The organism is Metabacillus halosaccharovorans (assembly GCF_002019635.1).
Classification (GTDB): domain Bacteria; phylum Bacillota; class Bacilli; order Bacillales; family Bacillaceae; genus Metabacillus; species Metabacillus halosaccharovorans.
The window spans coordinates 46,268-72,514 of record NZ_KV917373.1 but is presented as its reverse complement, the minus strand read 5'-3'; the positions used below and the strand labels follow the sequence as shown (position 1 = coordinate 72,514).

Annotated in this window: 14 protein-coding genes and 3 rRNA genes (1 of these 17 running past the window's edge); 3 read left to right on the top strand and 14 right to left on the bottom strand. The window is 39.9% G+C overall.

Going from position 1 to position 26,247, the window contains the following annotated elements; translation table 11 throughout:
- Positions 1-83 precede the first annotated feature (83 nt).
- Positions 84-1,208: an ROK family transcriptional regulator gene (locus BK577_RS24680; protein WP_078435448.1), complete on the bottom strand. Its 1,125-nt coding sequence runs from the start codon at positions 1,206-1,208 to the stop codon at positions 84-86.
- A gap of 222 nt (positions 1,209-1,430) precedes the next feature.
- Between BK577_RS24680 and BK577_RS24675 the strand changes: the two genes are divergently transcribed.
- The 3 genes from BK577_RS24675 (at position 1,431) to BK577_RS24665 (ending at position 5,240) form a co-directional block, all read left to right on the top strand.
- Positions 1,431-2,207, top strand: coding sequence for an SDR family oxidoreductase (locus BK577_RS24675; protein ID WP_078435447.1), 777 nt, complete (start codon positions 1,431-1,433; stop codon positions 2,205-2,207).
- 48 nt (positions 2,208-2,255) lie between these two features.
- Positions 2,256-3,779, top strand: coding sequence for an FGGY-family carbohydrate kinase (locus BK577_RS24670; protein WP_078435446.1), 1,524 nt, complete (start codon positions 2,256-2,258; stop codon positions 3,777-3,779).
- 114 nt (positions 3,780-3,893) lie between these two features.
- Entirely contained in the window at positions 3,894-5,240 is a 1,347-nt protein-coding gene (locus BK577_RS24665) for an MFS transporter (protein WP_026562653.1), read from the top strand.
- A 46-nt stretch (positions 5,241-5,286) separates the two neighbouring features.
- Here BK577_RS24665 and BK577_RS24660 read toward each other — a convergent pair whose 3' ends face one another.
- The 13 genes from BK577_RS24660 to BK577_RS26295 all read right to left on the bottom strand — a co-directional run.
- Positions 5,287-6,954 carry an ABC transporter substrate-binding protein gene (locus BK577_RS24660; RefSeq protein ID WP_078435445.1) on the bottom strand — a complete coding sequence of 556 codons (1,668 nt, stop codon included), beginning with the start codon at positions 6,952-6,954 and terminating at the stop codon, positions 5,287-5,289.
- 97 nt (positions 6,955-7,051) lie between these two features.
- The gene (locus BK577_RS24655) at positions 7,052-7,969 is read right to left on the bottom strand and encodes a carbohydrate ABC transporter permease (protein ID WP_078435444.1); all 918 of its coding nucleotides are present in this window, start codon (positions 7,967-7,969) and stop codon (positions 7,052-7,054) included.
- 14 nt (positions 7,970-7,983) lie between these two features.
- The gene (locus BK577_RS24650; RefSeq protein ID WP_078435443.1) at positions 7,984-8,955 is read right to left on the bottom strand and encodes an ABC transporter permease; all 972 of its coding nucleotides are present in this window, start codon (positions 8,953-8,955) and stop codon (positions 7,984-7,986) included.
- Positions 8,956-9,436: 481 nt separating this feature from the next.
- Positions 9,437-10,981 carry a response regulator transcription factor gene (locus BK577_RS24645; protein ID WP_078435442.1) on the bottom strand — a complete coding sequence of 515 codons (1,545 nt, stop codon included), beginning with the start codon at positions 10,979-10,981 and terminating at the stop codon, positions 9,437-9,439.
- Positions 10,974-12,764: a sensor histidine kinase gene (locus BK577_RS24640; RefSeq protein WP_078435441.1), complete on the bottom strand. Its 1,791-nt coding sequence runs from the start codon at positions 12,762-12,764 to the stop codon at positions 10,974-10,976. The genes BK577_RS24645 and BK577_RS24640 overlap by 8 nt, the downstream gene beginning before the upstream one ends.
- Positions 12,765-13,146: 382 nt before the next feature.
- Positions 13,147-15,174 carry a beta-galactosidase gene (locus BK577_RS24635; protein ID WP_078435440.1) on the bottom strand — a complete coding sequence of 676 codons (2,028 nt, stop codon included), beginning with the start codon at positions 15,172-15,174 and terminating at the stop codon, positions 13,147-13,149.
- Positions 15,171-17,507 carry a glycoside hydrolase family 95 protein gene (locus BK577_RS24630; protein WP_078435439.1) on the bottom strand — a complete coding sequence of 779 codons (2,337 nt, stop codon included), beginning with the start codon at positions 17,505-17,507 and terminating at the stop codon, positions 15,171-15,173. Before BK577_RS24630 ends, BK577_RS24635 begins: the two co-directional genes overlap by 4 nt.
- A gap of 188 nt (positions 17,508-17,695) precedes the next feature.
- Positions 17,696-17,875 carry a hypothetical protein gene (locus BK577_RS24625; protein WP_078435438.1) on the bottom strand — a complete coding sequence of 60 codons (180 nt, stop codon included), beginning with the start codon at positions 17,873-17,875 and terminating at the stop codon, positions 17,696-17,698.
- Positions 17,876-18,121: 246 nt separating this feature from the next.
- Complete coding sequence (locus tag BK577_RS24620) at positions 18,122-20,962, bottom strand: glycoside hydrolase family 3 protein (protein ID WP_078435437.1); 2,841 nt, start codon at positions 20,960-20,962, stop codon at positions 18,122-18,124.
- Positions 20,963-21,172: 210 nt separating this feature from the next.
- On the bottom strand, positions 21,173-21,535 hold the full coding sequence (locus BK577_RS24615; RefSeq protein WP_078435436.1) for a group I truncated hemoglobin: 363 nt from the start codon (positions 21,533-21,535) through the stop codon (positions 21,173-21,175).
- Between the two features lie 1,218 nt (positions 21,536-22,753).
- Positions 22,754-22,869, bottom strand: a 5S ribosomal RNA gene (gene rrf / locus BK577_RS24605).
- Between the two features lie 219 nt (positions 22,870-23,088).
- Positions 23,089-26,018, bottom strand: a 23S ribosomal RNA gene (locus BK577_RS24600).
- Between the two features lie 174 nt (positions 26,019-26,192).
- Positions 26,193-26,247, bottom strand: a 16S ribosomal RNA gene (locus BK577_RS26295) (it continues 957 nt past the right edge of the window).
- Together the 16S, 23S and 5S rRNA genes form the textbook arrangement of a ribosomal RNA operon.

Here is a 26,247-nt window from a genome sequence, read left to right as displayed (position 1 = left end):
TTGCTCGATTTCAATGGGGTGGGGCGGTGAGCCTCCAATCAACCTAATCAAAAAGACCTCAACTAATTTAGTTGAAGTCTCAATTAAATCGTACTCAAAAACCCCTTAATAAACGGAATCGCTGCACCTATTGGAACTCCATTTTCCGGTGAACGGCTGATATGGATGAACGGGTCTTTACTTGGAAAAGCTGTTTTTTCATTGATTTTTTCATGCAGAAGGTCTACATCACTTTGCTGTAAATAAGGAGAAATATGCCCGCCTAGAATAAATTCTCTGTTAATGACAAGATGAATGTTGTTGATTGAGTAGGCTAGGTGGTCTAAAAAGGCGTTCCATCTTTTCACAAAGGATGGTGTACCCGAACGAAGTTGTTGAAAGAAACCATCTAAAGATTCATCTTCTTCTAAAAGTGCGTTAACAGAGCAGTAGGTCTCCATACAACCTTTTTTCCCGCAATAACACTCCTGACCGTTGGGATCAATTGTCATATGTTCAACTGTACCACTATGTCCTTCTTTCCCCATCTCAATTTGCCCATTCATAATAATCGCTCCACCGAGATGCATCCCGATCGATAAATAGATGGCGTCTCCAATATCATCTCTCATCCACAGCTCTGTTGTGGCAGCTCCCTTAGCATCATGGACAAACATGCAAGGATAATCAAGATATTGTGAAATCGCATGTATATTTACACCGGTAGAATTTAAGATTTTTCCATACGTAATACTTTGTCCATCTATTGAAGTTAGGGCTTGAACAGCAAAACCAATACCAAGAACCTGTTCTTTTTCTACATTAAGATCAGCAATAAAGGATTGGACAGCATAGCTTAATGCATTGTAATAACTTTCTTCATTCGAGTACGAAAGCGGCATTTCTGTTTTCTGACATGTACCGCCAAGCAAATTGATCGCTAATATTCTCACTTTCTTCTTTTGAATTTCCACACCAATACTAATCCGGGCTTGAGGACATATAGCATAAGCAGTTGCTCGTCTTCCGACTGACGATTCAAACTGTCCACTTTTTTCAATTAGATTTTCTTTCTCTAACCGAACGAGATTTTGGGTGACTGTTGGTAAACTCAAATGAAGCTGATTTGCAACCTCCTGTTTTGAAAGCTTTCCATTTTGATAGATAAGATGATAGATCGATGAATAATTGCTTTTTTTCACATCTTTAAGTGTGATGCTCTGATCCATAAGAATACCCCATTATATAAAACATTTTTATAAAAACACTTCATTTATGATGCTTAAAATATATCACAAAAACTCCTTCAAAAACAACTTTGGCAAGATACTTCTTGCCATTTTTTTATTTTATTCATGTTGACTATGACAGAAAAAGGATTTATTATATAAATTAATTTTATAAAGTGTTTTTACAAAATAGATTTATGTAAATTGAGAGGAGCAATTAGAATGGGGATTATCGAAAGAATGCGACTAGATGGTAAGAAAATTTTTGTGACTGGTGGAGCAAGAGGAATTGGGAAAAGCGTAGCAACTGCCTTTGCTGAAGCTGGCGCAGATTTAGCCATTGTTGACTTAGATATTGAAGAAGCAACGAAAACAGCTGAGGAGCTGGAAAAAAACAATAAAATTAAAGCGATTGCAATTCAAGCAGATGTGACAAAGCCTGAAGATGTTGACAATATGATGGAGAAAATTCTTGATACGTTTGGCCGTTTAGATGTTGCCTTCTGTAACGCAGGAATTTGTATGAATATTCCAGCGGTAGAAATGACATTTGATCAGTGGAAAAAAGTCATTGATATTAATTTAACAGGTGTATTTTTAACAGCACAAGCTGCAGGAAAAGTGATGCTAAAGCAAGGAAGCGGATCAATTATTAATACTGCGTCAATGTCAGCTCATATCGTGAATGTGCCACAGCCGCAATGCTCTTATAATGCGTCAAAAGCAGGTGTTATCCAGCTAACAAAATCACTGGCAGTTGAATGGGCAACAAGAGGTGTACGCGTGAATTGTATCAGTCCCGGTTATATCGGAACAGAATTGACATTGAATTCCCCTAGCTTACAACCATTAATTCAACAGTGGAATGAGATGGCACCGCTTAAACGCATGGGTAAACCTGAGGAACTTCAATCAATCTGTGTGTACCTTGCAGGAGACACAAGCAGCTTTACAACAGGTTCAGACTTTGTCATAGACGGAGCATTTACTGCTATCTAACAGTCTGCTAGAATGTGATTTTTTGTTATAAAAGGAGACCAACTACCTATGAATTACTTACTTGGAACAGATATCGGAACATCAGGTACCAAAACGATTTTAATGGACACAGACGGGAACCTTATTGCTCAGGATTTACAAGAATATGATGTCTTGACTCCAAAGCCTTTATGGGCTGAGCAATGGCCTGATGTATGGCTGCAGGCTGCTATAGCTTCCATTAAAAATACTGTACAAAAGTCAGGGATTCCAGCCGGAAACATCCGTGGACTTGCAATTAGCGGCCTTTATGGAGGGTCCGGAATCCCTCTTGATGAAAGGATGGAACCTGTCCGTCCTTGTATGATCTGGATGGACCGCCGGGCAGAAGCAGAAACAAAGTGGGTCTTAGATACGATCGGAGAAGAAAAACTGCTGGAAATCACCCATAATGGAGCAGATCCTTACTATGGATATACAAAAATACTATGGATGAAAAACAATGAACCGGAAAATTGGAAGAAAACAAAGCTCTTTCTCCCACCTAATGACTATGTCATCTATAAGCTAACCGGTGAGATCGCCATTGATTACTCTTCTGCAGGAAATATCGGCGGTATTTTCGATATGAACAACAGAACATGGTCCAAAGAAATGATGGATAAAATGGGGATTCCCCTCACCATGATGCCCGAGAAAATCGTAGAATCGACTGATATTGTTGGCGGCTTAATGAAGGAGGCTGCCGTTGAGCTTGGCTTATCAGAAGGAATGCCGGTTATTGCAAGCGGAATCGATTGTGGTGCTGCAAACATCGGACTTGGAGTCTTTGAATCTGGTATTTATGCTGCAGCGATCGGAACCTCGATGTGTGCCGCATTAATTTCTGACAAACCTGTAAAGGGTAAAGATTTGATTGTTTGGCCTTACCTTTATGATGCGAAAAAGTTATCTTACTACTTTGCAGGCGGTGCAACAGCAGGAGCAATCGTGAAATGGTTCCGTCAAACCATGTGTCAATTTGAAATCGAGCAGGAAAAAGCCGGTGGAAAAAATGCTTATGATGTCTTGAATGAGCAAGCGGCCAACATTCCGGCTGGCAGCGAGGGATTGATTGTCCTTCCATACTTTATGGGGGAAAGAAGTCCAATTTGGGATTCAGATGCTAAAGGAACAATTGTCGGACTTTCACTAGCCCATTCAAAGGCCCATATTTACCGGGCATTTTTAGAAGCAGTTGCCTTCTCATTACGTGATGCAATGGAAGCAACCGGCGAAAATCTGGGCGAATATATCCTGCTTGCTGGCGGTGTTACCAAGTCTAAACTATGGAGACAAATCTTTGCGGATGTTACCGGCTATCCAGTTGTCTGTCCGCTCCATGATGTTGAAGCAAATATGGGAGATGTCATGCTGGCAGGAATCGGAACAGGTCTTCTCTCTTATGAAGACGTGAAAAAATGGCAGGTATTAGATGAAAAGATTATGCCTAATAAAGAAAATCATGAAAAATACAATGACTATTACAAAGTCTACAAATCTATTTATCAAAATTTAAAGCAAGATATGAAAACGTTGACAAAACTATCATAACTTTATTTGCAAAATGTAAAACCCTTCTTGTCGATTGCAGCGCAGAGAGTATCTCTTGCTGCAATTAACAGCCTACTTTAAAAAAGCAATTTCCGAAAAGGAGATGTGATTTTCATGAAACAATGGACAAAAAGAATTGGATATGGTGTTGGAGATTTAGGCTGTAACCTTGTATTCAGCACAATGGCTTCTTACTTAATGTTTTTTTATACAGATGTGTTTGGTATCACAGCAGCAGCCGCAGGAACACTTATGTTAGTAACAAAAATTATTGATGCCTTAACAGATACAGGGATGGGAATTCTCGTAGACCGAACAAACACTAAATGGGGCCAAGGCAGACCTTACTTTATCATTGGTGCACTGCCGTTTGCGATCTTTACGGTGATGACATTTATTGTTCCTGACTTCAGCATGAACGGAAAACTAATTTGGGCTTATGTGACATATACGTTGCTATGCACGGCTTATACAGTCGTAAATATACCATTGAATACCATTGTTCCAAGACTTACCTCAGATCTTCATGAACGTAACTGGTTAGTTTCAACAAGAATGATTTGCGCATTAATTGGAACCGCTTTAGTAATGTCAATTACCATGCCGTTAGTAGAGTTCTTCGGGCAGGGAGATACACAAAAAGGATTTCTGATTACAATGACTCTCTACGGTATATTAGCGATGATATTGTTTGTATATACCTTTATGAGCACAAAAGAAGTTATTCCACCGTCAATTCAACCTGGCAAGTCGTCTATTAAAGAAGACTTAAAAGGACTGACAGGTCAAACATTTATTTTCTTAATTTTAAACTTCCTGTACTTTGCGCTATTTGTTATTAGAAATACAACGGTTATTTATTATTTCACCTATAATCTAGGACGTACTGATTGGCTGACTTTCGTAGGGCTGTTCGGTATTTTATCCGGGTTACCTATGTTATTTTTGTTACCTTGGCTTCAAAAGCTTATGCCCAAGAAAAACGTTCTGTTATTAAGTACAGCGATCTTTATTGTTGGAGACTTAATGATTTATTTTGGAAAATCATCAGCTGTACTACTTGTTGCAGGTCTTGCCGTTACAGGTCTTGGCATCTATGGAATCTTCGGTACAACATTTGCGATCCAACCGGATGTTATTGATTATTCAGAGTACAAGAAAAAAAGAAGTATTTCCGGTATGATTGCCGCTTTCCAAGGCTTTTTCGTAAAAGGAAGCATGGGACTTGCGAGCGCTTTTATCGGTTTGCTATTAAGTATGGGCGGATACGTACCAAATGCAACACAAACACCAACTGCTCTGCAATTTATTGAAATCAGCTTTATTTGGACACCATTGGTGCTTTGTGCGCTTATTATTGTTACTACATTATTCTATAAACTCGACGGTCAGCGAAAAGAAATGAGTAAAGAACTCGAACGCCGACGAGAATTAACAGAACAGAATGTGGTTAACCTTTAAAATAGAAGATTAAAAAGGACGGTTCAGCGCGAACCGTCCTTTCATTTTAGTTATTCCATAGCTTAACTCGATCCTTAATTAAGTCAGTACGCATTTTTTCAGCATCTTTTGCTCCTGCTTTATCAATTTCAGCTAAGAAATTATCATAAAGTTTATCAAAATCTGCCGGGTCTGCTAAAATGACTTCAGGAATTCGTTTCTTCACAATATCTAACACTTTTTGTTCAATTAATGCTAATTCTGAATCACCTGGAACTGTTATGTTAAATGCTGCTCCCCAAGGTTTAACAGGGAACTCTTCTGCTTGTGGATACAGATCTTTCCACATTTCAACTCCATAGTTTGTTAACACTTCTTTTTCAACATCTGTATAAGAATCTTTCACTTGCTCCGGTGAAGCGATTGTATAGGTTTGTCCTGTTGAATCTTCAACTCCATCACCATATGACGGTGCAAAACCTTTTAACACACCTACACCTGTTTCTTTTACATAATTTGCATTGTTATTTCTTTCATCCATCTCTTCTTCAGAGATGACACGCTTGCCGTCAACCATTTCGTAGTGTTCGCCTTCGATACCCCAGTTTTGTAGAGTTTGCCCTTCTTCTGATGCTAGGAAATCAAGGAATTTAATCGCTGCTACAGGGTCTTCTGCATCAACTGAGATCCCAATACCCCAACCAGCTAAGTAACCAGCACTTTGGAAATTGGCATGTTTGATATCTTCAGATAGTGTTGCAGGGTATAAACCATACATTTTATCTGCCTTACCTTGTTCACGTAAAGAACGTTGTGCCTCAGCAAATTGCCAATCATCATCAATAATACCAAGTACACGACCTGATGATAGCTTAGCTAAATATTGATCATATTTTTGTACAAAACTTTCAGGATCAAGTAATCCTTCATCATTCATATGGTTTAACCAACGGAAGTATTCTTTTTCCTCTGGACGTTTGTAATGGAATGTCGCTTCATATGTTTCAGGATCAACATAGAATTCTCCATCATCAGATGCTCCTGTTGACCAGAAAGCCGGATTTGTTGTCGAAATCATTATACGCCAGTCATCTGCTAGAAGAGATAAACCAAGAGTTGGTTGCCCATCAATTGTCGGGTTCTTTTCTTTGTAGTCTCTGATAGCGTTTTCAAAATCCTTTAATGTCTTGATTTCCGGATAACCTAATTCTTTTACGACTGCATGCTGTAATCCTACACCATGACTTGGGTTAAAGTATTGTTGATCAATTGCCGCTGTTGGAAGAATATAAATGCTTTCATCATCATTGCTCCATTTTAAACGGCTTAAATAGTCTCCATAAATTTTCTTTAAATTTGGTGCATGTTCTTCAATTAAGTCGGTAAGATCAATAAGTGCACCTGCTTCAACAAGTGTTCCCGCTCCACCTTTAGGAACAATCAAGTCAGGATATTCACCACTAGCCACCATTAACGCGATTTTTTGTGTTCCACCGTTTACATCAAACTCCGGATTAATAGTAACACCCGTTTTTTCTGTCACAAGTTTACTAACCGGACTTTGCATATCATCCCATTGTGAATGTATATCAGCACTAAATAACGTAAGCTCTGTCACACCGTCTTTTTTACCATCACCCTCATCTGAAGACGATTTACTACTACATCCTGAAAGAACAAGCACGAAACTAAGTAACAAAAACAGCATCATTTTCATCGAACGCTTCTTCATCATGTACCCCCTAATGTTTTTATAGTTTAAGGAAAAAGATCACTTTATACAAGACAAATCTTCAAGATTCACCTCCTTAAAGTGAAGAATTGATTTACAATCAACTCTTCACTGCACCAATAGTCATACCTTGAACAAAATACTTTTGCACAAAAGGATAAACAATTAAGATTGGAACAATCGTAACCATTGAAATCGCCATTTTAATCGATTCAGGTGATACAACACTCTTCAATTGCTCTGTTGATAAACCTTTCATCGCATCTGGATCTGTACTACCCATTGACGTGTTTTGCAATATTTTCATCAATTCATACTGTAATGTCGTTAATCCCTCATTCATACTGTTATAAAGATACGTATCAAACCAGGAATTCCAGTGCCCAACCGCGACAAACAATGCAACTGTCGCTAACACAGGCTTACATAACGGTAAAATAATTTTCCAGAAAATCGTGAAATCATTCGCTCCATCAATTTTCGCTGATTCTTGTAGAGAGTATGGAAGTCCATCGATAAACGACCGAACAATAATAATATTAAAGGCATTCACTATACCCGGGATAATGTACACATAGTAGCTGTTAATTAAACCCAAATCTCTGATTAACATGTATCCGGGAATCAGTCCTCCGGAAAAATACATGGTCAAAACGAGAATCGTAGAAAAGAGCTTTCTGCCTTGAAAGTCAGCACGACTTAATGTATAAGCAACCATTGCCGATGAAAGCACACCCAGAATCGTTCCAATGATGGTTCTGGAAGTTGAGTTAATAAAGCCCGTTACTAAATTGTCATACTTAAAGATTTCTTTATAGTTATCAAGGGTAAACTCCCTTGGCCATATATGAATGCCTCCCTTTACGGTATCAACCGATTCATTCAATGAAACGGCTAATACATTTAAAAACGGATAAAGGGTGACAATCGTAATTAACGTTAAATACACATATATGACTGTATCAAATGTTCTTTCATTAAGCTTCGTTCGACTGAATGTTGTCATTTTATTAGCCATGATTTTCCCCTCCCTTACATGACACTTTGATTTGCATAGCGTTTAAAAATGCCATTTGCAATAAATAGTAGAATAATGCTTACAACAGAGTTAAAAATACCAATCGCCGTACCGTAAGAGAAACGTCCCAATCCGATACCATAATTCAGTGCATAAAGATCTAATACTTCAGCAAAGTCAACAACGAGCGGATTACCGAGTAACAATTGCTTTTCAAATCCAATTGTTGTTAAATGACCAATATTTAAAATAAGCAGAACTAAAATCGTAGGACGGATACCCGGCAATGTAACATGCCAAATTCTTCTTAGTCTTCCGGCACCATCTACTTTTGCCGCTTCATATAGCTGTGGATCGATTCCGGCAATAGCAGCTAAAAAGATAATGGCATTCCAGCCCATTTCCTTCCAAATATCAGCTGCAACAACAATTCCCCAGAAATACTCACCCTTTGCCATAAACTGAACCGGCTTGTCAATCATTCCCCAGCTTATGAGCAATTCATTAATTACACCGCCATCTATGGAGAGCATTTTCGTAACAATTCCTGCGACAACAACCCAGGAAACAAAGTGCGGTAAATAAGTAATCGTTTGCACGGTTCTCTTTAAAAAATTAATCCGAACCTCATTAATCAATACGGCAAATATGATCGGCATCACAAATCCAATTGTTAACCCGAGCAAACTCATACCTAACGTATTCCGCAGAGCTAAATAAAACCGTTCATCACTAAATAATTGTATAAAATGTTCAAACCCGACCCACTCCTGCTCAGTAAAAGATCGTGCAGGCTTGTAATCTTGAAAGGCCATCGTCCATCCCCATAAAGGGAAATAATTAAAAATCAGAACTAAAATTATAAACGGGACAGACATCATATATAAGTACTTTTGCTGTACAAATGTTTGCCAAAAGCTTCTCTTATTCCTCTTTAAGGACACCTCTTTTACATTGGCTTCTGTATTTTTAACAACCGCCTTCATAACGTTCCCCCCTTATCTATAGCTAAATGATAACGCATACAAAAATAAGAAAGTACCTAACAAATTAGACGTAAAATCATGTAAAAATTTTATAATGGGTGTGTAGTATGGTTGAAGGACATAACTCGGTTTTGTCCATACCCAAAATGTCTTTCATCCTTCTGATGAAAGACAAATACCTCTGCTTTCTCCAACCAAATGTTCTTCATCCTCCTTCTGAAAGACAAATACCTCTGCTTTCCCCACCCATATGTTCTTCATCCTCCTTATGAAAGACATATCCCTCTGCTTTCCCCACCCAAATGTCCCTCATCTACCTAATGAAAGACATATCCCTCTGCTTTCCCCACCCATATGTCCTTCAGCCACCTTATGAAAGACAACCCCCTCTTCTTCCCCCACTTAAATGTCCTTCATCCACCAACCAAAACAAAAAAGCCCCTCACACTACCGATGAAGGACATTTCACATACATATATCATTACTTTACTTTCTTCCGATACGTAGATGGAGAAGAGCCTACGTATTTTTTAAATTTGTTATGGAAGTAATCCACATTTGTGAATCCGACTTGTTCTGCGACTTGGTATACTTTTAACCCTTGGTTTAGTAGTTTTTTGGCGTTTTCGATTCTCACTTTATCGAGGTAGGTGTTGAAGTATTCCCCTGTGTGATTTTTAAATAATTTTCCTAAATAAGCGCTGTTATAGTTAAAGATTTCTGCAAGCATTTCTAGTTTTAAATGTTTATGGTAGTTTCTTAGGATGAAGTCTTCCAGCCGTTTCATTTGGTCATGCTGATCTCCATATTCTAAGCTGCTCATAATTTTCATCAAAAGCTTTTGAATATAGTTCATCAGTTGAGACAGATTGGTTTGCTTATAGATATCCACCATACTTTCCGAAACTTCAGACAGAACAGATTGGATTTCGGATTTTTCGGCAGAGCATTTATTTAATACGGATGATAGAATTCGAAAGTAATATCTTTTTATTTGATCTTCGGTCGATCGTTCATTGACAAGCAATTGGGCAATTTCTATTAATCTTTCTTCTATTCCCATCTGACTCGCAATATCAATGGCAAAGTAGAGTTTCTCAGCATAGGAGTCCAGGATCGCTTCAAAAACGTCCGCTCTTTCCATTCTTACCTCTTGTGGAGGGATAATTGGCTTCGAATCCTTACTCAGGAATCCCCTTTCCTCAAAAAAGAAATGGTGTTCCAGTAACTGATTCGCCTGCCGAAATGCTTCTGATAAGTCTTCAATACTAGTCACAACTTCACTAACACTTATAACGGGATCATAGATATGCACGATCTTTTTAATTGTTTCAAGTAGATATTGATAGGATTCCTGTGTTTTGGGTATATCCTTTAAAATCATTCCAATTCCTGAATCATTGCTAAATAATGCTCCTCTGTCAGGTTCAAACGACTGAGCAAGGAGCTGCTTCACTTCATCTATATCCATGTTATTAGCAGATAAATATTTAAATAGAATGATTTGATATTCCTTTGAATTAAGCTGCCAAACTATTAATTCATCCTCTACTGTTTTCTGATCAACATTTTCATCATGCAAAAGTGAGAGGATAAAATTATTTTTGAGGACTGTTTGGTTACTCATTTTCAACTCATCTAGTGTATGCTGTTGATCTAATTTCTTTTTTAGTTTCTCCAAATATTCGACTAATTCGTCCTCGTCAACAGGCTTTAATAAATAGCCAACGACTCTGGCACTTATTGCTTTTCTCGCATATTCAAAATCGGCATGGCCGCTTAGGATGATAAAATTGATATCTTTATCGTGTTCACGGATTGTTTCGATGAGTGTAATCCCGCTCATTTCCGGCATGCGGATATCCGCGATAATCAGATCAAAATGATGGTTACGGTACTTTTCGAGTGCTTCTTTTCCATTTGATGCAGAATCTATTATTTCGAAACCATAGCTTGTCCAAGGAATTAGTGTACGTAATCCTTCTCTAATCATCGGTTCGTCGTCAACAATTAATACTTTATACATGAAGATTCCCCCTTATATCGATCACAAAGCAAATCTCTGTTCCTGTTGAAGGATGACTCTCGATCTGAAGGCCGCTTTGCTCTCCAAAGGTCAAGCTTAACCTTTGATGGACATTAAGAAGGCCGATTCGATTCTCACGATTATCATCAACATTTTTTAATGTTTCCTTGATGGACTTTAGCTTTTCTTCACTCATACCTACTCCATTGTCCAAGACACAAACCATTAAAAAATGTTCATTCACTTTCGCTTCAACAATGACTTTTCCATCTTTCTCTTTATTCTCTAATCCATGGATGACAGCATTTTCAACTAATGGTTGAATGATGAGGGGATTAATCAAGAGTTGCTCCGATTTTGGATCAATCTTTAATTGATAATCCAGCCTGTCGCCATATCGAAATTTTTGAATATCCAAGTAGCATTTTATTAAGTCGATTTCATGTTTTAGCGGCACCATTTCTCCCGTGACTGAAATGCTTTTTCTCATTAATTTACCAAGTACTTTTACAACACTGGCAATCTCTTTTTCTCCTTTTATATGCGCCTTCATGCGAATCGACTCCAGCGCATTAAATAAGAAATGCGGATTGATTTGGCTTGCCATCATTTTCAGCTTAATTTCCTGCTGACGTTTTTCTAATATATTTTTTTCGATATGAACCTTTTCAACCTCATCAATCAATTCTTTAATATTTGTCACCATTTTATTAATTTGATTCGACAAAAGGCCAATTTCATCTGAGCCTTGTACATGAATGACTGCATCCAGGTTTCCTTCTCCAACCCTTTTAATTTGCCTATTTAACGTAATAATCCGGTTAGATAAAATTTTTGTAAAAAAGGTAATCAATAATAATGCAACAATTAAACTAATTCCCATAACCAAAAGTCCATGTTTCACAAACCGATCTGCATCAGCCATAATCACTTTGTTTGGAATCACAGATACAAATTTTAATTCATTTTGGCTATCATCTGTCAGGAGGGTATCAATTAAGACTTCTGCGTCTTCTCCATCCAATTTTCCATTATAAGAACCTGTTGCTCCATCTAGAGGAATTTCAGACTCCACTGTACTTAGAAGCTTTTTGCCAATATATTCTTTACGGTTCGAAACAACGATATTATTGTTTTCATCAACAACCATCATCGGCGATTGTTCCTGACTTAAAATTTCATAAAGATAGTCATTTCTAATATTAATTACCAAAACGGCATTTGTTTTGTAATTTGAATACTTAATATTGCGGACCAAGCTTAAATATTCTTGATCATTCTTTGTTTCATCCGGTATATAAAACCAGCCAATTAATCCATTTGCCCGTTCCGCCGAATGGTACCAAAACGGCTTAACCTCAACATTTGACTGTGGTATGAACTCCCAGTTGTTCAGCATGGTTGTATTTTCTGTATAAAGCCTGATATTTGATATTTCTTTAAATGTTTCCTTGTATTCTGCAAACTTTGTGTAAGAATCATAGGCGATGAACACTTCTTGAGTTGTTTGATAGGTTGTATTCACAATCCGTTCTAATTGATGGTCCAATGTTACATTATCTGAAACGTAAATGGCCTTTTCCAATGCTTCAGCTGTCCGCTTTTTCACACGTTCCACATTGGCTGCAGATTGTTCTTTTGCATCATCAAGCGCCGTTGATCGGAGTTCATGCGTTAAAAATATCCCTACCATTAAAAGAGGAATCATCACAGCAACCATAAAGGAAACGACAATTTTTGATTGAATTTTCATATTGTTAAACAAACGAATAAGAGATTTCATGATTACACCAGCTGTTTCGTTAAAATTTTATATAAATTCAATTGTAAGCGCAAACATTTTATTGTGCAATATTATCTTTCTACCATACCATAAGAAAAGCGCAAGCGCCTTGATCATCGCCGTACAAACTGGAGGAGCATCGACTAAAGATTTAGGAAACACGGTAAGCGAAGCGAACCGATGTTGACTTATCGTAGGGAGATGATCCGAAGTTTGATAGGCGATAGGCGCTGGCAGTCAAAAATCGCGACGTCCTGTCGCATTGACTGCACTTGCACATCCTGTGCTTCGGAGCTAGACACCAAAACTAAGTATAAAATTTATACTTCTTCCTTTTGTAAAGATGGATGAAAGACCCTTATAAGGCCTTTCATCCTCATATTTATTTTTGTTCGATAATGGCTACTCCGTATGCCGGAATGTCTACTCTTTCCTGGACTTGTTCTTTTGTTAGTAAATTGATACCCTTCACATTCGGGATGTTTACTAGAACAGCCTCTTTCGTATGATTTAAAACAAATAGAAAACATTTACCATCTTTGTAACGTTTAGTGATTTCAACTCCTGCCGGTGTTGTAAATTCAGCCTGGAATCCTTTCTCTTCTGCAAGATGACTCACTAAATCTTGTAAAAACTCATCATCAGCGCTTGAAGCAACATACCATGCCTGACCTTTTCCAAATGTATTTCTTGTTAATACCGGCATGCCTTTGTAAAAATCCTCTCCATATGTTGCCAGAACTTCTGCCCCTTCAGAATGAATGAGGTCAAAGAGCAGGTTACAGCTGTATTCTCCTTTTAAGTTACCAAGCTGCTTATCTATGACGATTTTATTTCTATGCTCTGGAGACAGCGCATCAATTTCTTCTGACCAAATCCCTAAAACATTACGAAGTTCTCCTGGATAGCCGCCAAGTGTCACAAGATCATGTTCATCGACAATTCCGCTGAAGAATGTTGTAAGGAAGGTACCTCCATTAGAAACATAGTTTTCTATTTTGTCAGCATAGCCTTGCTTCACCATATAAAGAACAGGTGCAACAACGAGATCATATTGCGATAAATCTGTATCCACACTAACCATATCCACCTGGATGTTTTGGTTAAAGAAAGCTTGGTAGTATTTATGAACTTCATCCACATATTTTAATGAAGCAGATGGACCACTTGAGAATTCAGTTGCCCACCAGTTATCCCAATCAAACACAATCGCGACTCGCGATTTTACCCGTGAATCTAGTAATGTGTCAGATAGATCGACTAATTCTTCCCCAAGCTCAGCCACTTCTCGGAATACCCTTGTATTTTCATGTCCGATATGTTCGATCACCGCTCCATGAAACTTCTCACATGCCCCCTGTGAACGTCTCATTTGGAAAAATAATACGGTATCTGAACCATGTGCAACCGCTTGATAACTCCATAAGCGCATCACACCAGGTCGTTTCAAGGCATTGTATGCTTGCCAGTTTTGCTGACTAGGTGTTTGCTCCATTAACATGAAAGGCTCACCATCTTTTAATCCTCTCATTAAATCATGACTCATCGCTGTGAAGCTGACAGGTGTATCAATTCCCGGGTAGTTATCCCATGCAATAACATCCATATATTTCGCCCATTTTTGATAATCTAACGGCTTGTATGCACCCATAATATTTGTTGTGACAATTGAATCAGGCATGGCACTCTTGATCATGTCATACTCGATTTTATGACATTCCAACATACTATCAGAATTAAATCGGGCATAGTCCAGTGAAATCCCTTGGAACATGGTTTGTCTTTCCCCGAAATGCTCACTTAGAAGATTAGGAACAACAATTTCATCCCAATCATAAAACGTATGTCCCCAGAAACTTGTATTCCAGGCTTTATTTAGTTTGTCCAGTGTTTCATATTTCTTTTTCAGCCACACACGGAATTCTTTTTCACAGTTATCACAATAGCATGCACCGCCCCATTCATTTGAGATATTCCATAATAATACTGACGGATGGTTCTGATAGCGATCAACTAATTTCTCGACAAATAAAGAGGCATATTTCCGGTAGTTCGGACTGTTTGGACATGAGTTATGTCGCCCGCCGAACTTTCTTCTTTTCCCATCAAATTCAGTTCGCAGGATATCCGGGTATTTTTTTGCCATCCACGCAGGATGTGCGGCTGTCCCTGTTCCAATCCCTACTTTGATGTCATGTTGATGAAGTGTGTCAATGACCTCATCAAGCCATGTAAAATCGTATATGACTTCATCCTTTTGACTTGTCGCCCAAGCAAAAATATTCACACGCACAAAATCAATGTTTGCCTTTTTAAACATCCTCATATCTTCCAACATTGTTTCAAGATCATACTGCTCAGGATTATAATCTCCACCATAAATCATTTTCGGTATTTTTTTACTTATCATGATGTTCCCTCACTTTTAATAAATATTCTTTCATTCTCATTCATTTCGACTGCTTCTGCATTCGATACCCTTGTACCATCTTCTTTTTCAATAATGAAAGAGTGGTTTTTATATGAAACTTGCAGGCTACCTTTACCTGTTGCTTGAATTTCAGCCAGCCTTAGTTGTCCGTTTTCCCACTCAATATTGACGGTGAATCCGCCTCTGGCTTTAATCCCTTTTACATAGCCAGTTGACCAATTTTGCGGGAGTGCCGGCAGTAACTCAATTTTCCCTAAATGACTTTGCAGAAGCATTTCTACAATACCCGCAGTTCCCCCAAAGTTTCCGTCGATTTGAAATGGCGGATGATCATCAAAAAGGTTTGGGTGTGTTGAACGGGCTAACAATGTTTGAACATAGTGATAAGCTTGTTTGTGATCGTGAAGTCTGGCAAATAAATTAATCAGCCATGCACAGCTCCACCCGGTATGCCCGCCACCATTTTGAAGCCTGTATTCCAACGTTTTCCTTGCCGCCTCTACTAATTCAGGTGTTTCGATTTCATTGATTTGATTGCCGGGATATAGCCCGTACAAATGTGATACATGACGATGTCCGGGCTCATGCTCAGGAAAGTCTTTATACCATTCTTGCAATCTGCCTTCTTCATTCACTTGAAAAGGAAAGAGTCGGTTGACCGCATTCTCCAGCTCATGTCTAAACCCTTCGTCAATGTTTAATATGTGACTTGCTTCAATACAGTTTGTGAATAATTCTCTAATCAACGTCATGTCCATTGTGGAAGCAACGGACACACTGCAAGATTCCCCATCTTCAGTTAAAAACTTATTTTCCGGAGATGTTGATGGATTGGTAACGAAATACCCATCAGGCCCCTCGATCAACCAATCAAAACAAAATTCTGCTGCACCTTTCATTAATGGATAAGCCTTCTTTTTTAAAAATTGCTCATCCAATGTATATTGATAACGCTCCCATAAATGACTTGTTAACCATGCTCCTGCCATTGGCCAAAATGCCCATGATGCTTGCCCGGAAGATGGCGTGCTCATCCGCCATAAATCTATATTATGATGAACAGCCCACCCTTTTGCTCCATACAATTCTGAAGCTGTTTTTTTCCCGGATAAACTTAAATCATCAATCATAGAAAACAGCGGCTCATGGCATTCACTTAGGTTACAGCTTTCAGCTAACCAGTAATTCATCTCTGTATTAATATTTGTTGTATAGTCACTATTCCATGGCGGCTGAATAAACGGGTTCCATATTCCCTGCAGATTAGCAGGCTGTGTGCCAGGGCGTGAGCTTGTGATCAGCAAATATCTTCCATACTGAAAATACAGCGCTTCAAGCTCTGGATCATTTTTTTCTTGCTTATATAATTCAAGCCGTTCGTCCGTTGCCAGGTTACTATATTTAGAGTTTCCAAGCTGGATGTCGACTCGGTTAAAAAGAGTGTTATGGTCGTGTATATGTGAATCTTTTAAGCTTTCAAAAGTTTTTTCAGATGCATTGTGGATCCATTTTCTGCATTCTGATTTCATGTTTTCCAAATTATTGTCAGGTTCTTGGTCGAACGTTGTAAAATTTGTTTTGGCAGTCAGGAACAATGTGACAGAATGGGTGTTGGAAATCTCTACTTTTCCATTCTGGATTTGAATCGTTCCTTCCTCTGCAGTTGCGTGGAGATGAATTTGAAATTGCAATCCACTGTCATCATCATACTCAATCTTTTCAGGTACTTTGACCGAGATCGGACTTCGGCCGTGAACAATCAGTTTGTTATGATCAACCTCTTCAACTCTGTGACGCAATAAGGAGTGAAGATGTGTTGTAATATGAATAGGCTGTTGATTCGATTGAATTCGAACTGCCAAGACCTGATTAGGCTCACTAATGAAGGTTTCTCTTGTGAAGGTTGTATCACCTATTACATATTCAGTTTTCACAACTCCTGTTGTTAGGTCCAATTCTCTTATGTAGCTTGAAGGTTCTTCGTCTAGATGATGCTCAATGTAAAGATCCCCCAGTGGTTGATATGCCTCAGCATCCTCGCCAACCATGTTGGATTCAATCAACTTTTCCGCTTCCGCATACTTACTTTCAAAAATAAGATTTCGTGCGGTTTGCAGATGTTGATGTGCTTTCTCATTGATTTTGTCACCTGGAGCACCTGACCAAAGGGTGTCTTCATTGAGTTGAATTCGTTCTTGCTGAATACCTCCGAATACCATTCCTCCTAAACGGCCGTTACCAATTGGAAGTGCTTCTTCCCATTTTTGTGCAGGTTGTTTATACCATAATCTCATCGGGTTAGTATTTTTCATGGTTTCACTCCTGTCTATTAAACATTAACAAGCGCATGGAGATCTATGCGCTTGTTGAGTCTTGTCTTTTCGCGGGGATGTCTTATTATAGCTGATGAAGAAAGACTTTTTACTGTGTGTTTTCTGTCGAATGTCTTTCATATACCGAGTGAAAGACATTGACTCTGTTTCTTTCTTCAAATTGTCCTTCATACGCCGGGTGAAAGACATTCACTTTGTTTCTTTCCTTCAAATTGTCCTTCATACGCCGCTTGAAGGACATTCACTTTGTTTCTTTCTTCAAATTGTCCTTCATACGCCGCTTGAAGGACATTCATTTTGTTTCTTTCTTCAAATTGTCCTTCATACTTCAAGTGAAAGACATTCACTCTGTTTCTTTCCTTCGAATTGTCCCTCATACACCGAGTGAAAGACATAACTCTGTGTTCTTTCCTGCCAAATGTCTTTCATGCATCGGATGAGAGACATAACTCTATGATTCTTTCATCCCAAATGTCTCCCATACACCTAATGAAAGACATTTCTCTCTTCATTCCAAATTAAATTGTCCTTCAACATACACAACAGTAACTCGTACTTTCCACCTCAATCAACACCCTTTAAGGAAGAAAAACCTAGGCAATAAACCGAAAGTAACTAATTGAAAGTGAATCTTTGAAAACAAAATAAATGTCAGCGTGTTCTAGTCTTTGTTCTGTGACGATTGCACATGTTTTTGTTGACCATGATTCTGTTGATGTTTGAGCTTGTAATGTGCCAAGTATGTCACCTTCAGGGCTGCCGAGTCGGATTTCAATTTCTGATACAGTTGATTTTGCTAGAATTCGTGCTTCTAGTGACTGAACACCTTGACTTAGGTCCACATCTGAGAACATGATCCAGGAGCCTGCGTTTTTGGCATGAACTGAGTGTTTCCCATTTTCTCCTTCATCAATTAATACCTCATGGTAATCATCGTAATTTTCCGCTTGTGTTACATTGTATAAGTTGCGCGGAGGTATGACTTCACCATGTATGAACAGGTCCTCTGTGACCTTAATTTCTGATGAAGATTGTCCTACCATGAGAGCATATGCTCCAGTTTCAACTGTATACTTGTCTCTTGTTACATCCCAAACAGCTAATTCGTGTGCAGGGACTTTGAATGAAATTTCTTTTGTTTCGCCTGCTCTAATATACTCTCTTGTAAAACCAATTAATTGTTTCAACGGTCTTTTGAAACGGGATTGTTTGGCATGAACGTAAAGCTGTACAACTTCATCGCCAGGTACATCACTCGTATTTTTCACCTTAACCGTTACAGATACTTCACCATTTTCATTGATTTCTTTTGAACTTAAGCTAAGCTCTCCATACTCAAATTCACTATATGATTTTCCATGACCAAATGGATACAAAGCTTCTCCATCAAAATATTGATAAGTTCTCTTTCCTTTAATAATGTCATAGTCGAGTAAATCAGGTAGTTGATCCACAGAACGGTACCATGTCATGTTTAAGCGACCTGCCGGATTGTAGTCTCCGAATAGGACATCACTAATCGCATTGCCAAGCTCTTGGCCCGCATGTGATGTATAAAGAACTGCCGGAATATTCTCGTCAACCCAATTGATTGCGAAAGGATAGCCACCTACCACAACGACAATCGTGTTTGGGTTTACGTTATACACTTCTTTAATTAATTTTTCTTGTGATTCAGCTAACGTGATATCAGGACGATCAATTTCTTCTTTACCGTTAATCACCGGATTATTTCCAACGAACACGATTGCAACTTCTGAATTTTTTGCTGCTTCTACAGCTTTTTCCAATCCATTTTCAAGGATTTCTTTTGTAATAGAGGTGCTATCAGCTGCATCCTTTGAATCCGCTACCACTAATTTCTTTTCTTCATTAACTTGAATCGCTAGATGGTTCCATGTTGTTACTTTTACATCATCTTTTTCATCTGGAAGGAGATGAAACGCTTCTTTTACAAACCATCCGTACACTTCATCTGCAGAAACTGAAACATGTTCATCATCTGCCGTTGTCATATACTTACTATTCTCTAAGCTTCGTAATGTATAGTTATTCCAGCCCCAATCAGACAATTCAAAAGTTGCAGCATCTTCTTTCGCCTCTTTATCTGCTACTAAAGGATTGTCTTCTGCTGTGCCAAATCCGATGTATTGATCATTAGACTTGAACATAACCTTGTCATTACCACTATTAAACGTCACTTGCTTATCCTGCAATTTCTTTTTAATGCCTTCAAAAGGAGTTACCTGATATGGAAAATTGCCTGAATACCAATCACGATACACAATATCTCCTAACGGTCCAATAACCGCTACTTTGCTTAGCTTTTCTTTACTCAACGGCAATGTGTTGTTTTCATTTTTAAGTAATACAACCGTCTCTTTTGCCGCTCTCGCTGATAACTCACTATGCTTTGGATCACAAATAATAGACTCAGGGATGCTTGCATATGGGTTATTCTCTTCAGGATCAAATTCACCAAGAAGAAAACGAACTCTAAACGTATTACGCAATGCATGCTCTAAGTCATTTTCAGAAAGAAGATCTCTCTCAATTGCCTCACGGATTGCTTGTGTTGTTGTGTTAAAATCATCTGTCATACTATCAATGCCGTTTTTAACCGCATGTGCGACAGAGTCAGCATGGTTATCATAATATCCATGATCATTTACGACCCCGAGTAAATCAGCTGCATCACTTACAATAAAGCCATTCATTCCCCATTTTTCTTTCACAATTTCTTTTACATATGGGTGAAGTAGGGCAGGTGTTCCATTGATGGAATTATAGGCTGTCATCATGGAGTATGCTCCACCCTCTTTAAATGGCAGTTCAAACGGTTTTAAATAATACTCATGCATATTCCTAGGATCAATACTCGCTGAACAACTTCCCCGATCTATTTCATTGTTATTCGCAAGGAAATGCTTAAGAGTTGCCACAGCTTTAAAGAAAAATGGATGATCTCCCTGAATTCCCTTTACAATCGCTGCTGATAATTTCCCCGTTAGATATGGATCCTCCCCGTAGGCCTCCTCGGTTCTTCCCCAACGAGGATCTCGCTCCATGTCAACTGTTGGAGCCCATAAAGTTAATCCATTAACCTCAGGATCTTTCTTATAAAAAGCACGAGCCTCTGTTCCAATAACATCTCCTATTTCCTGCATCAGTTCGGAATTCCAAGAACAAGAAAGCCCGATCGGCTGTGGAAAAGAAGTCGCCTCACCCAACCATGCCATCCCATGTGCTGCTTCTGTTCCTTGTTTATGTGCTCTAACACCAAGTCTAGGAATAGCAGGCTGATACTGACACATCTGCTCTACCTTTTCTTCAAATGTAAAACGTGAAACAAGGTCATTTACTCGTGTCTCAAGTGGCAGCTCTGTATTTAAAAAATGCAATTCTTCTACTTTTAGGCTATCTACTGATTTCATATATAAGCCCTCCCCTTTTTATCTATTTCCTCTAAGAAAGCGGATACATATCTAATATTTCTAAGATACCATTGAATTCGCACGTACAAATACCCCAAATATTAGAGATAATATCCATTGAGATTTAGTGGTTTGGACAAAATAAGGAGGAAATCAGTATTTATAAAAATAAGCATTAAAAAAAGCACGGTAGACCCGTGCCCAGACTGTTTATTTATAAATAATGTCATCTCTTAAAGATGCTACTTTTTCTATTGCAACCTCAATATCTGATTCCTCTACTCCAAAATGAGAAAGTGCATGTTGTAGGTGTTTGGCAATTGTATCGAAATGGTCCGGTTGAATATTTAGTCCCTGATGTGCTTTTTCCATAGATATACCTGAGTATTGATTGGGACCACCTAAAGCAAAACTTATAAATTTTGTTTGATGTTTACGTTGCTTTTCCATGTCGGTATTCTTAAAAAAATGGTTAACTGTGTCATCTTTTAACACCAGTTCTGAGTAAAAGTAATCAACTACCTTAGCAACAGTCTCTTCTCCGCCGACCTTTTCATAAATAGTTTGGTTCATAATCTCATTCTCCAATTTTTCTTTAAATTTACAACATCTAAAGTATTTGTAAATGTTGTAAATTTTATTACCTCAATATGCTTTTCCTAAGCCTTATGCCGGTGTTTTTTCGCTTCAGTTTGTATTTTTTTACACACAAAAAGGTCAGTATTTCTATAAATCTTAAAATTGCTAATTATGTAAAGGTTTTCAGAAAAATCATTCTAGTTTTTGGTTCATACTTAAAGCTCTCACCCCTTATTCTTGTAAGTTTTGTTTACTTTTTTGCAGCTTTTTGATTTTTTCTTATAAAATACGAATTTATTTTGTCTTTTTTCAGTTTTTTTTTGCAAATTACATTGGTAATTTTGCAAATGTACTGCTGCCAGGATTTATTTTCTCTATTAGAGTTTCCTTGATTTCCTCTACCTTCAACTGTCTTACCATCGTTTCTATTTTCCACACAAAAAAAGACCAGTATCTCTACTGATCTTTTTTCCTCTTCTTACTTGGCAACGTCCTACTCTCACAGGGGGAAACCCCCAACTGCCATCGGTGCTAAGAGCTTAATTCCGTGTTCGGATTTCGGCTTGCGATAAGCGGCGAATCTCCGCGTCAACTTGTTCGTTCAGATCCTCATGTGCCCCTCTAAGCACACATTAACATGGAGTTAAGTTAATTTATCTCCGATTATGAGGATTTATCAACGATTATTTCATTTTATCTTCGATTTTAGCAATTTATCTTCGATTATTTTAATTTATCAACTATTCTACAAAATTCATCAAAAATTTACATTGCAGAAAAACTTCATATCATGCTTTTCAACAAAAAAAGACCAGTATCCCTACTGATCTTTTCTTCCTCTTCTTACTTGGCAACGTCCTACTCTCACAGGGGGAAACCCCCAACTACCATCGGCGCTGAAGAGCTTAACTTCCATGTTCGGATTTCGGCTTGCGATAAGCGGCGAATCTCCGCGTCAGCTTGTGCGTTCAGATCCTCATGTGCCCCTCTAAGCACACATTAACATGGAGTTAAGTTAATTTATCAACGATTATGAGGATTTATCAGCGATTATTTCATTTTATCTTCGATTTCAGCAATTTATTTTCGATTATTTTAATTTATCAACTATTCTACAAAATTCATCAAAAATTTACATTGCAGAAAAACTTCATATCATGCTTTTCAACAAAAAAAGACCAGTATCTCTACTGATCTTTTCTTCCTCTTCTTACTTGGCGACGTCCTACTCTCACAGGGGGAAACCCCCAACTACCATCGGCGCTGAAGAGCTTAACTTCCGTGTTCGGCATGGGAACGGGTGTGACCTCTTCGCCATCATCACCAAATAATATAGTTTACGGCTTCCGATAAACTTCACATTTCTGCGTCATCTCATTCGTCAACATCCTCACGTACTGAAGTACGCTCCGGTGTCTCCTCAATCGATTCCTTGAACTGTTCGTTTCTCGAAACCCTCTTACTATGAAATTAGATTGAAAGAATACATATTCCTTCAAAACTAGATAACGATTCACAATTCAATTCACTAAGCTTACGCTTTTTATTAGGTTAAGTCCTCGATCGATTAGTATCAGTCAGCTCCACACGTCACCGCGCTTCCACCTCTGACCTATCAACCTGATCATCTTTCAGGGATCTTACTAGCTTACGCTATGGGAAATCTCATCTTGAGGGGGGCTTCATGCTTAGATGCTTTCAGCACTTATCCCTTCCGCACATAGCTACCCAGCTATGCCTTTGGCAAGACAACTGGTACACCAGCGGTGCGTCCATCCCGGTCCTCTCGTACTAAGGACAGCTCCTCTCAAATTTCCTACGCCCACGACGGATAGGGACCGAACTGTCTCACGACGTTCTGAACCCAGCTCGCGTACCGCTTTAATGGGCGAACAGCCCAACCCTTGGGACCGACTACAGCCCCAGGATGCGATGAGCCGACATCGAGGTGCCAAACCTCCCCGTCGATGTGGACTCTTGGGGGAGATAAGCCTGTTATCCCCGGGGTAGCTTTTATCCGTTGAGCGATGGCCCTTCCATGCGGAACCACCGGATCACTAAGCCCGACTTTCGTCCCTGCTCGACTTGTAGGTCTCGCAGTCAAGCTCCCTTGTGCCTTTACACTCTACGAATGATTTCCAACCATTCTGAGGGAACCTTTGGGCGCCTCCGTTACATTTTAGGAGGCGACCGCCCCAGTCAAACTGCCCACCTGACACTGTCTCCCAGCCCGATTTGGGCTGTGGGTTAGAATTTCAATACAGCCAGGGTAGTATCCCACCGACGCCTCCACCGAAGCTAGCGCTCCGGCTTCTCAGGCTCCTACCTATCCTGTACAAGCTGTACCAAAATTCAATATCAGGCTACAGTAAAGCTCCACGGGGTCTTTCCGTCCTGTCGCGGGTAACCTGCATCTTCACAGGTACTATAATTTCACCGAGTCTCTCGTTGAGACAGTGCCCAGATCGTTACGCCTTTCGTGCGGGTCGGAACTTACCCGACAAGGAATTTCGCTACCTTAGGACCGTTATAGTTACGGCCGCCGTTTACTGGGGCTTCGGTTCAAAGCTTCGCTTGCGCTAACCTCTCCCCTTAACCTTCCAGCACCGGGCAGGCGTCAGCCCCTATACTTCGCCTTGCGGCTTCGCAGAGACCTGTGTTTTTGCTAAACAGTCGCCTGGGCCTATTCACTGCGGCTTTTCCGGGCTATTCACCCTAAAAAGCACCCCTTCTCCCGAAGTTACGGGGTCATTTTGCCGAGTTCCTTAACGAGAGTTCTCTCGCTCACCTTAGGATTCTCTCCTCGCCTACCTGTGTCGGTTTGCGGTACGGGCACCTCTCACCTCGCTAGAGGCTTTTCTTGGCAGTGTGGAATCAGGAACTTCGGTACTATAGTTCCCTCGCCATCACAGCTCAGCTTATGTGACAATGGGATTTGCCTCATTGTCAGCCTAACTGCTTGGACGCGCATATCCAACAGCGCGCTTACCCTATCCTTCTGCGTCCCCCCATTGCTCAAATGGTGAGGAGGTGGTACAGGAATTTCAACCTGTTGGCCATCGCCTACGCCTTTCGGCCTCGGCTTAGGTCCCGACTAACCCTGAGCGGACGAGCCTTCCTCAGGAAACCTTAGGCATTCGGTGGAGGGGATTCTCACCCCTCTTTCGCTACTCATACCGGCATTCTCACTTCTAAGCGCTCCACGAGTCCTTCCGGTCTCGCTTCTCAGCCCTTAGAACGCTCTCCTACCATTGTTCTAAAAGAACAATCCACAGCTTCGGTGATACGTTTAGCCCCGGTACATTTTCGGCGCAGAGTCACTCGACCAGTGAGCTATTACGCACTCTTTAAATGGTGGCTGCTTCTAAGCCAACATCCTGGTTGTCTAAGCAACTCCACATCCTTTTCCACTTAACGTATACTTTGGGACCTTAGCTGGTGGTCTGGGCTGTTTCCCTCTTGACTACGGATCTTATCACTCGCAGTCTGACTCCTGAACATAAGTCTTTGGCATTCGGAGTTTGACTGAATTCGGTAACCCGATGGGGGCCCCTAGTCCAATCAGTGCTCTACCTCCAAGACTCTCATTTCAAGGCTAGCCCTAAAGCTATTTCGGAGAGAACCAGCTATCTCCAAGTTCGATTGGAATTTCTCCGCTACCCACACCTCATCCCCGCACTTTTCAACGTGCGTGGGTTCGGGCCTCCATTCAGTGTTACCTGAACTTCACCCTGGACATGGGTAGATCACCTGGTTTCGGGTCTACGACCACGTACTCATTCGCCCTATTCAGACTCGCTTTCGCTGCGGCTCCGTCTTATCAACTTAACCTTGCACGGGATCGTAACTCGCCGGTTCATTCTACAAAAGGCACGCCATTACCCATTAACGGGCTTTGACTACTTGTAGGCACACGGTTTCAGGATCTCTTTCACTCCCCTTCCGGGGTGCTTTTCACCTTTCCCTCACGGTACTGGTTCACTATCGGTCACTAGGGAGTATTTAGCCTTGGGAGATGGTCCTCCCTGCTTCCGACGGGATTTCACGTGTCCCGCCGTACTCAGGATCCACTCTGGAGGGAACGAAGTTTCAACTACAGGGTTGTTACCTTCTTTGACGGGCCTTTCCAGACCTCTTCATTTACTCCGTTCCTTTGTAACTCCGTATAGAGTGTCCTACAACCCCAAGAGGCAAGCCTCTTGGTTTGGGCTAATTCCGTTTCGCTCGCCGCTACTCAGGAAATCGCGTTTGCTTTCTCTTCCTCCGGGTACTTAGATGTTTCAGTTCCCCGGGTCTGCCTTTATTACCCTATGTATTCAGGTAAAAATACTACTCCATTACGAGCAGTGGGTTTCCCCATTCGGAAATCTCCGGATCAAAGCTTACTTACAGCTCCCCGAAGCATATCGGTGTTAGTACCGTCCTTCATCGGCTCCTAGTGCCAAGGCATCCACCGTGCGCCCTTACTAACTTAACCTTCGACATCGAAGATGTCATTTACTTCATTAATAAGAGAATCACTAAACTAAGCGTTTAAACTCAGTGAATTACTTGAATTGTTTTCGTTATCTAGTTTTCAAGGAACATATATTGAGAAATACAATGATCTCTCAAAACTAAACAAAATACCAAGCGTACCTCATATCCTTAGAAAGGAGGTGATCCAGCCGCACCTTCCGATACGGCTACCTTGTTACGACTTCACC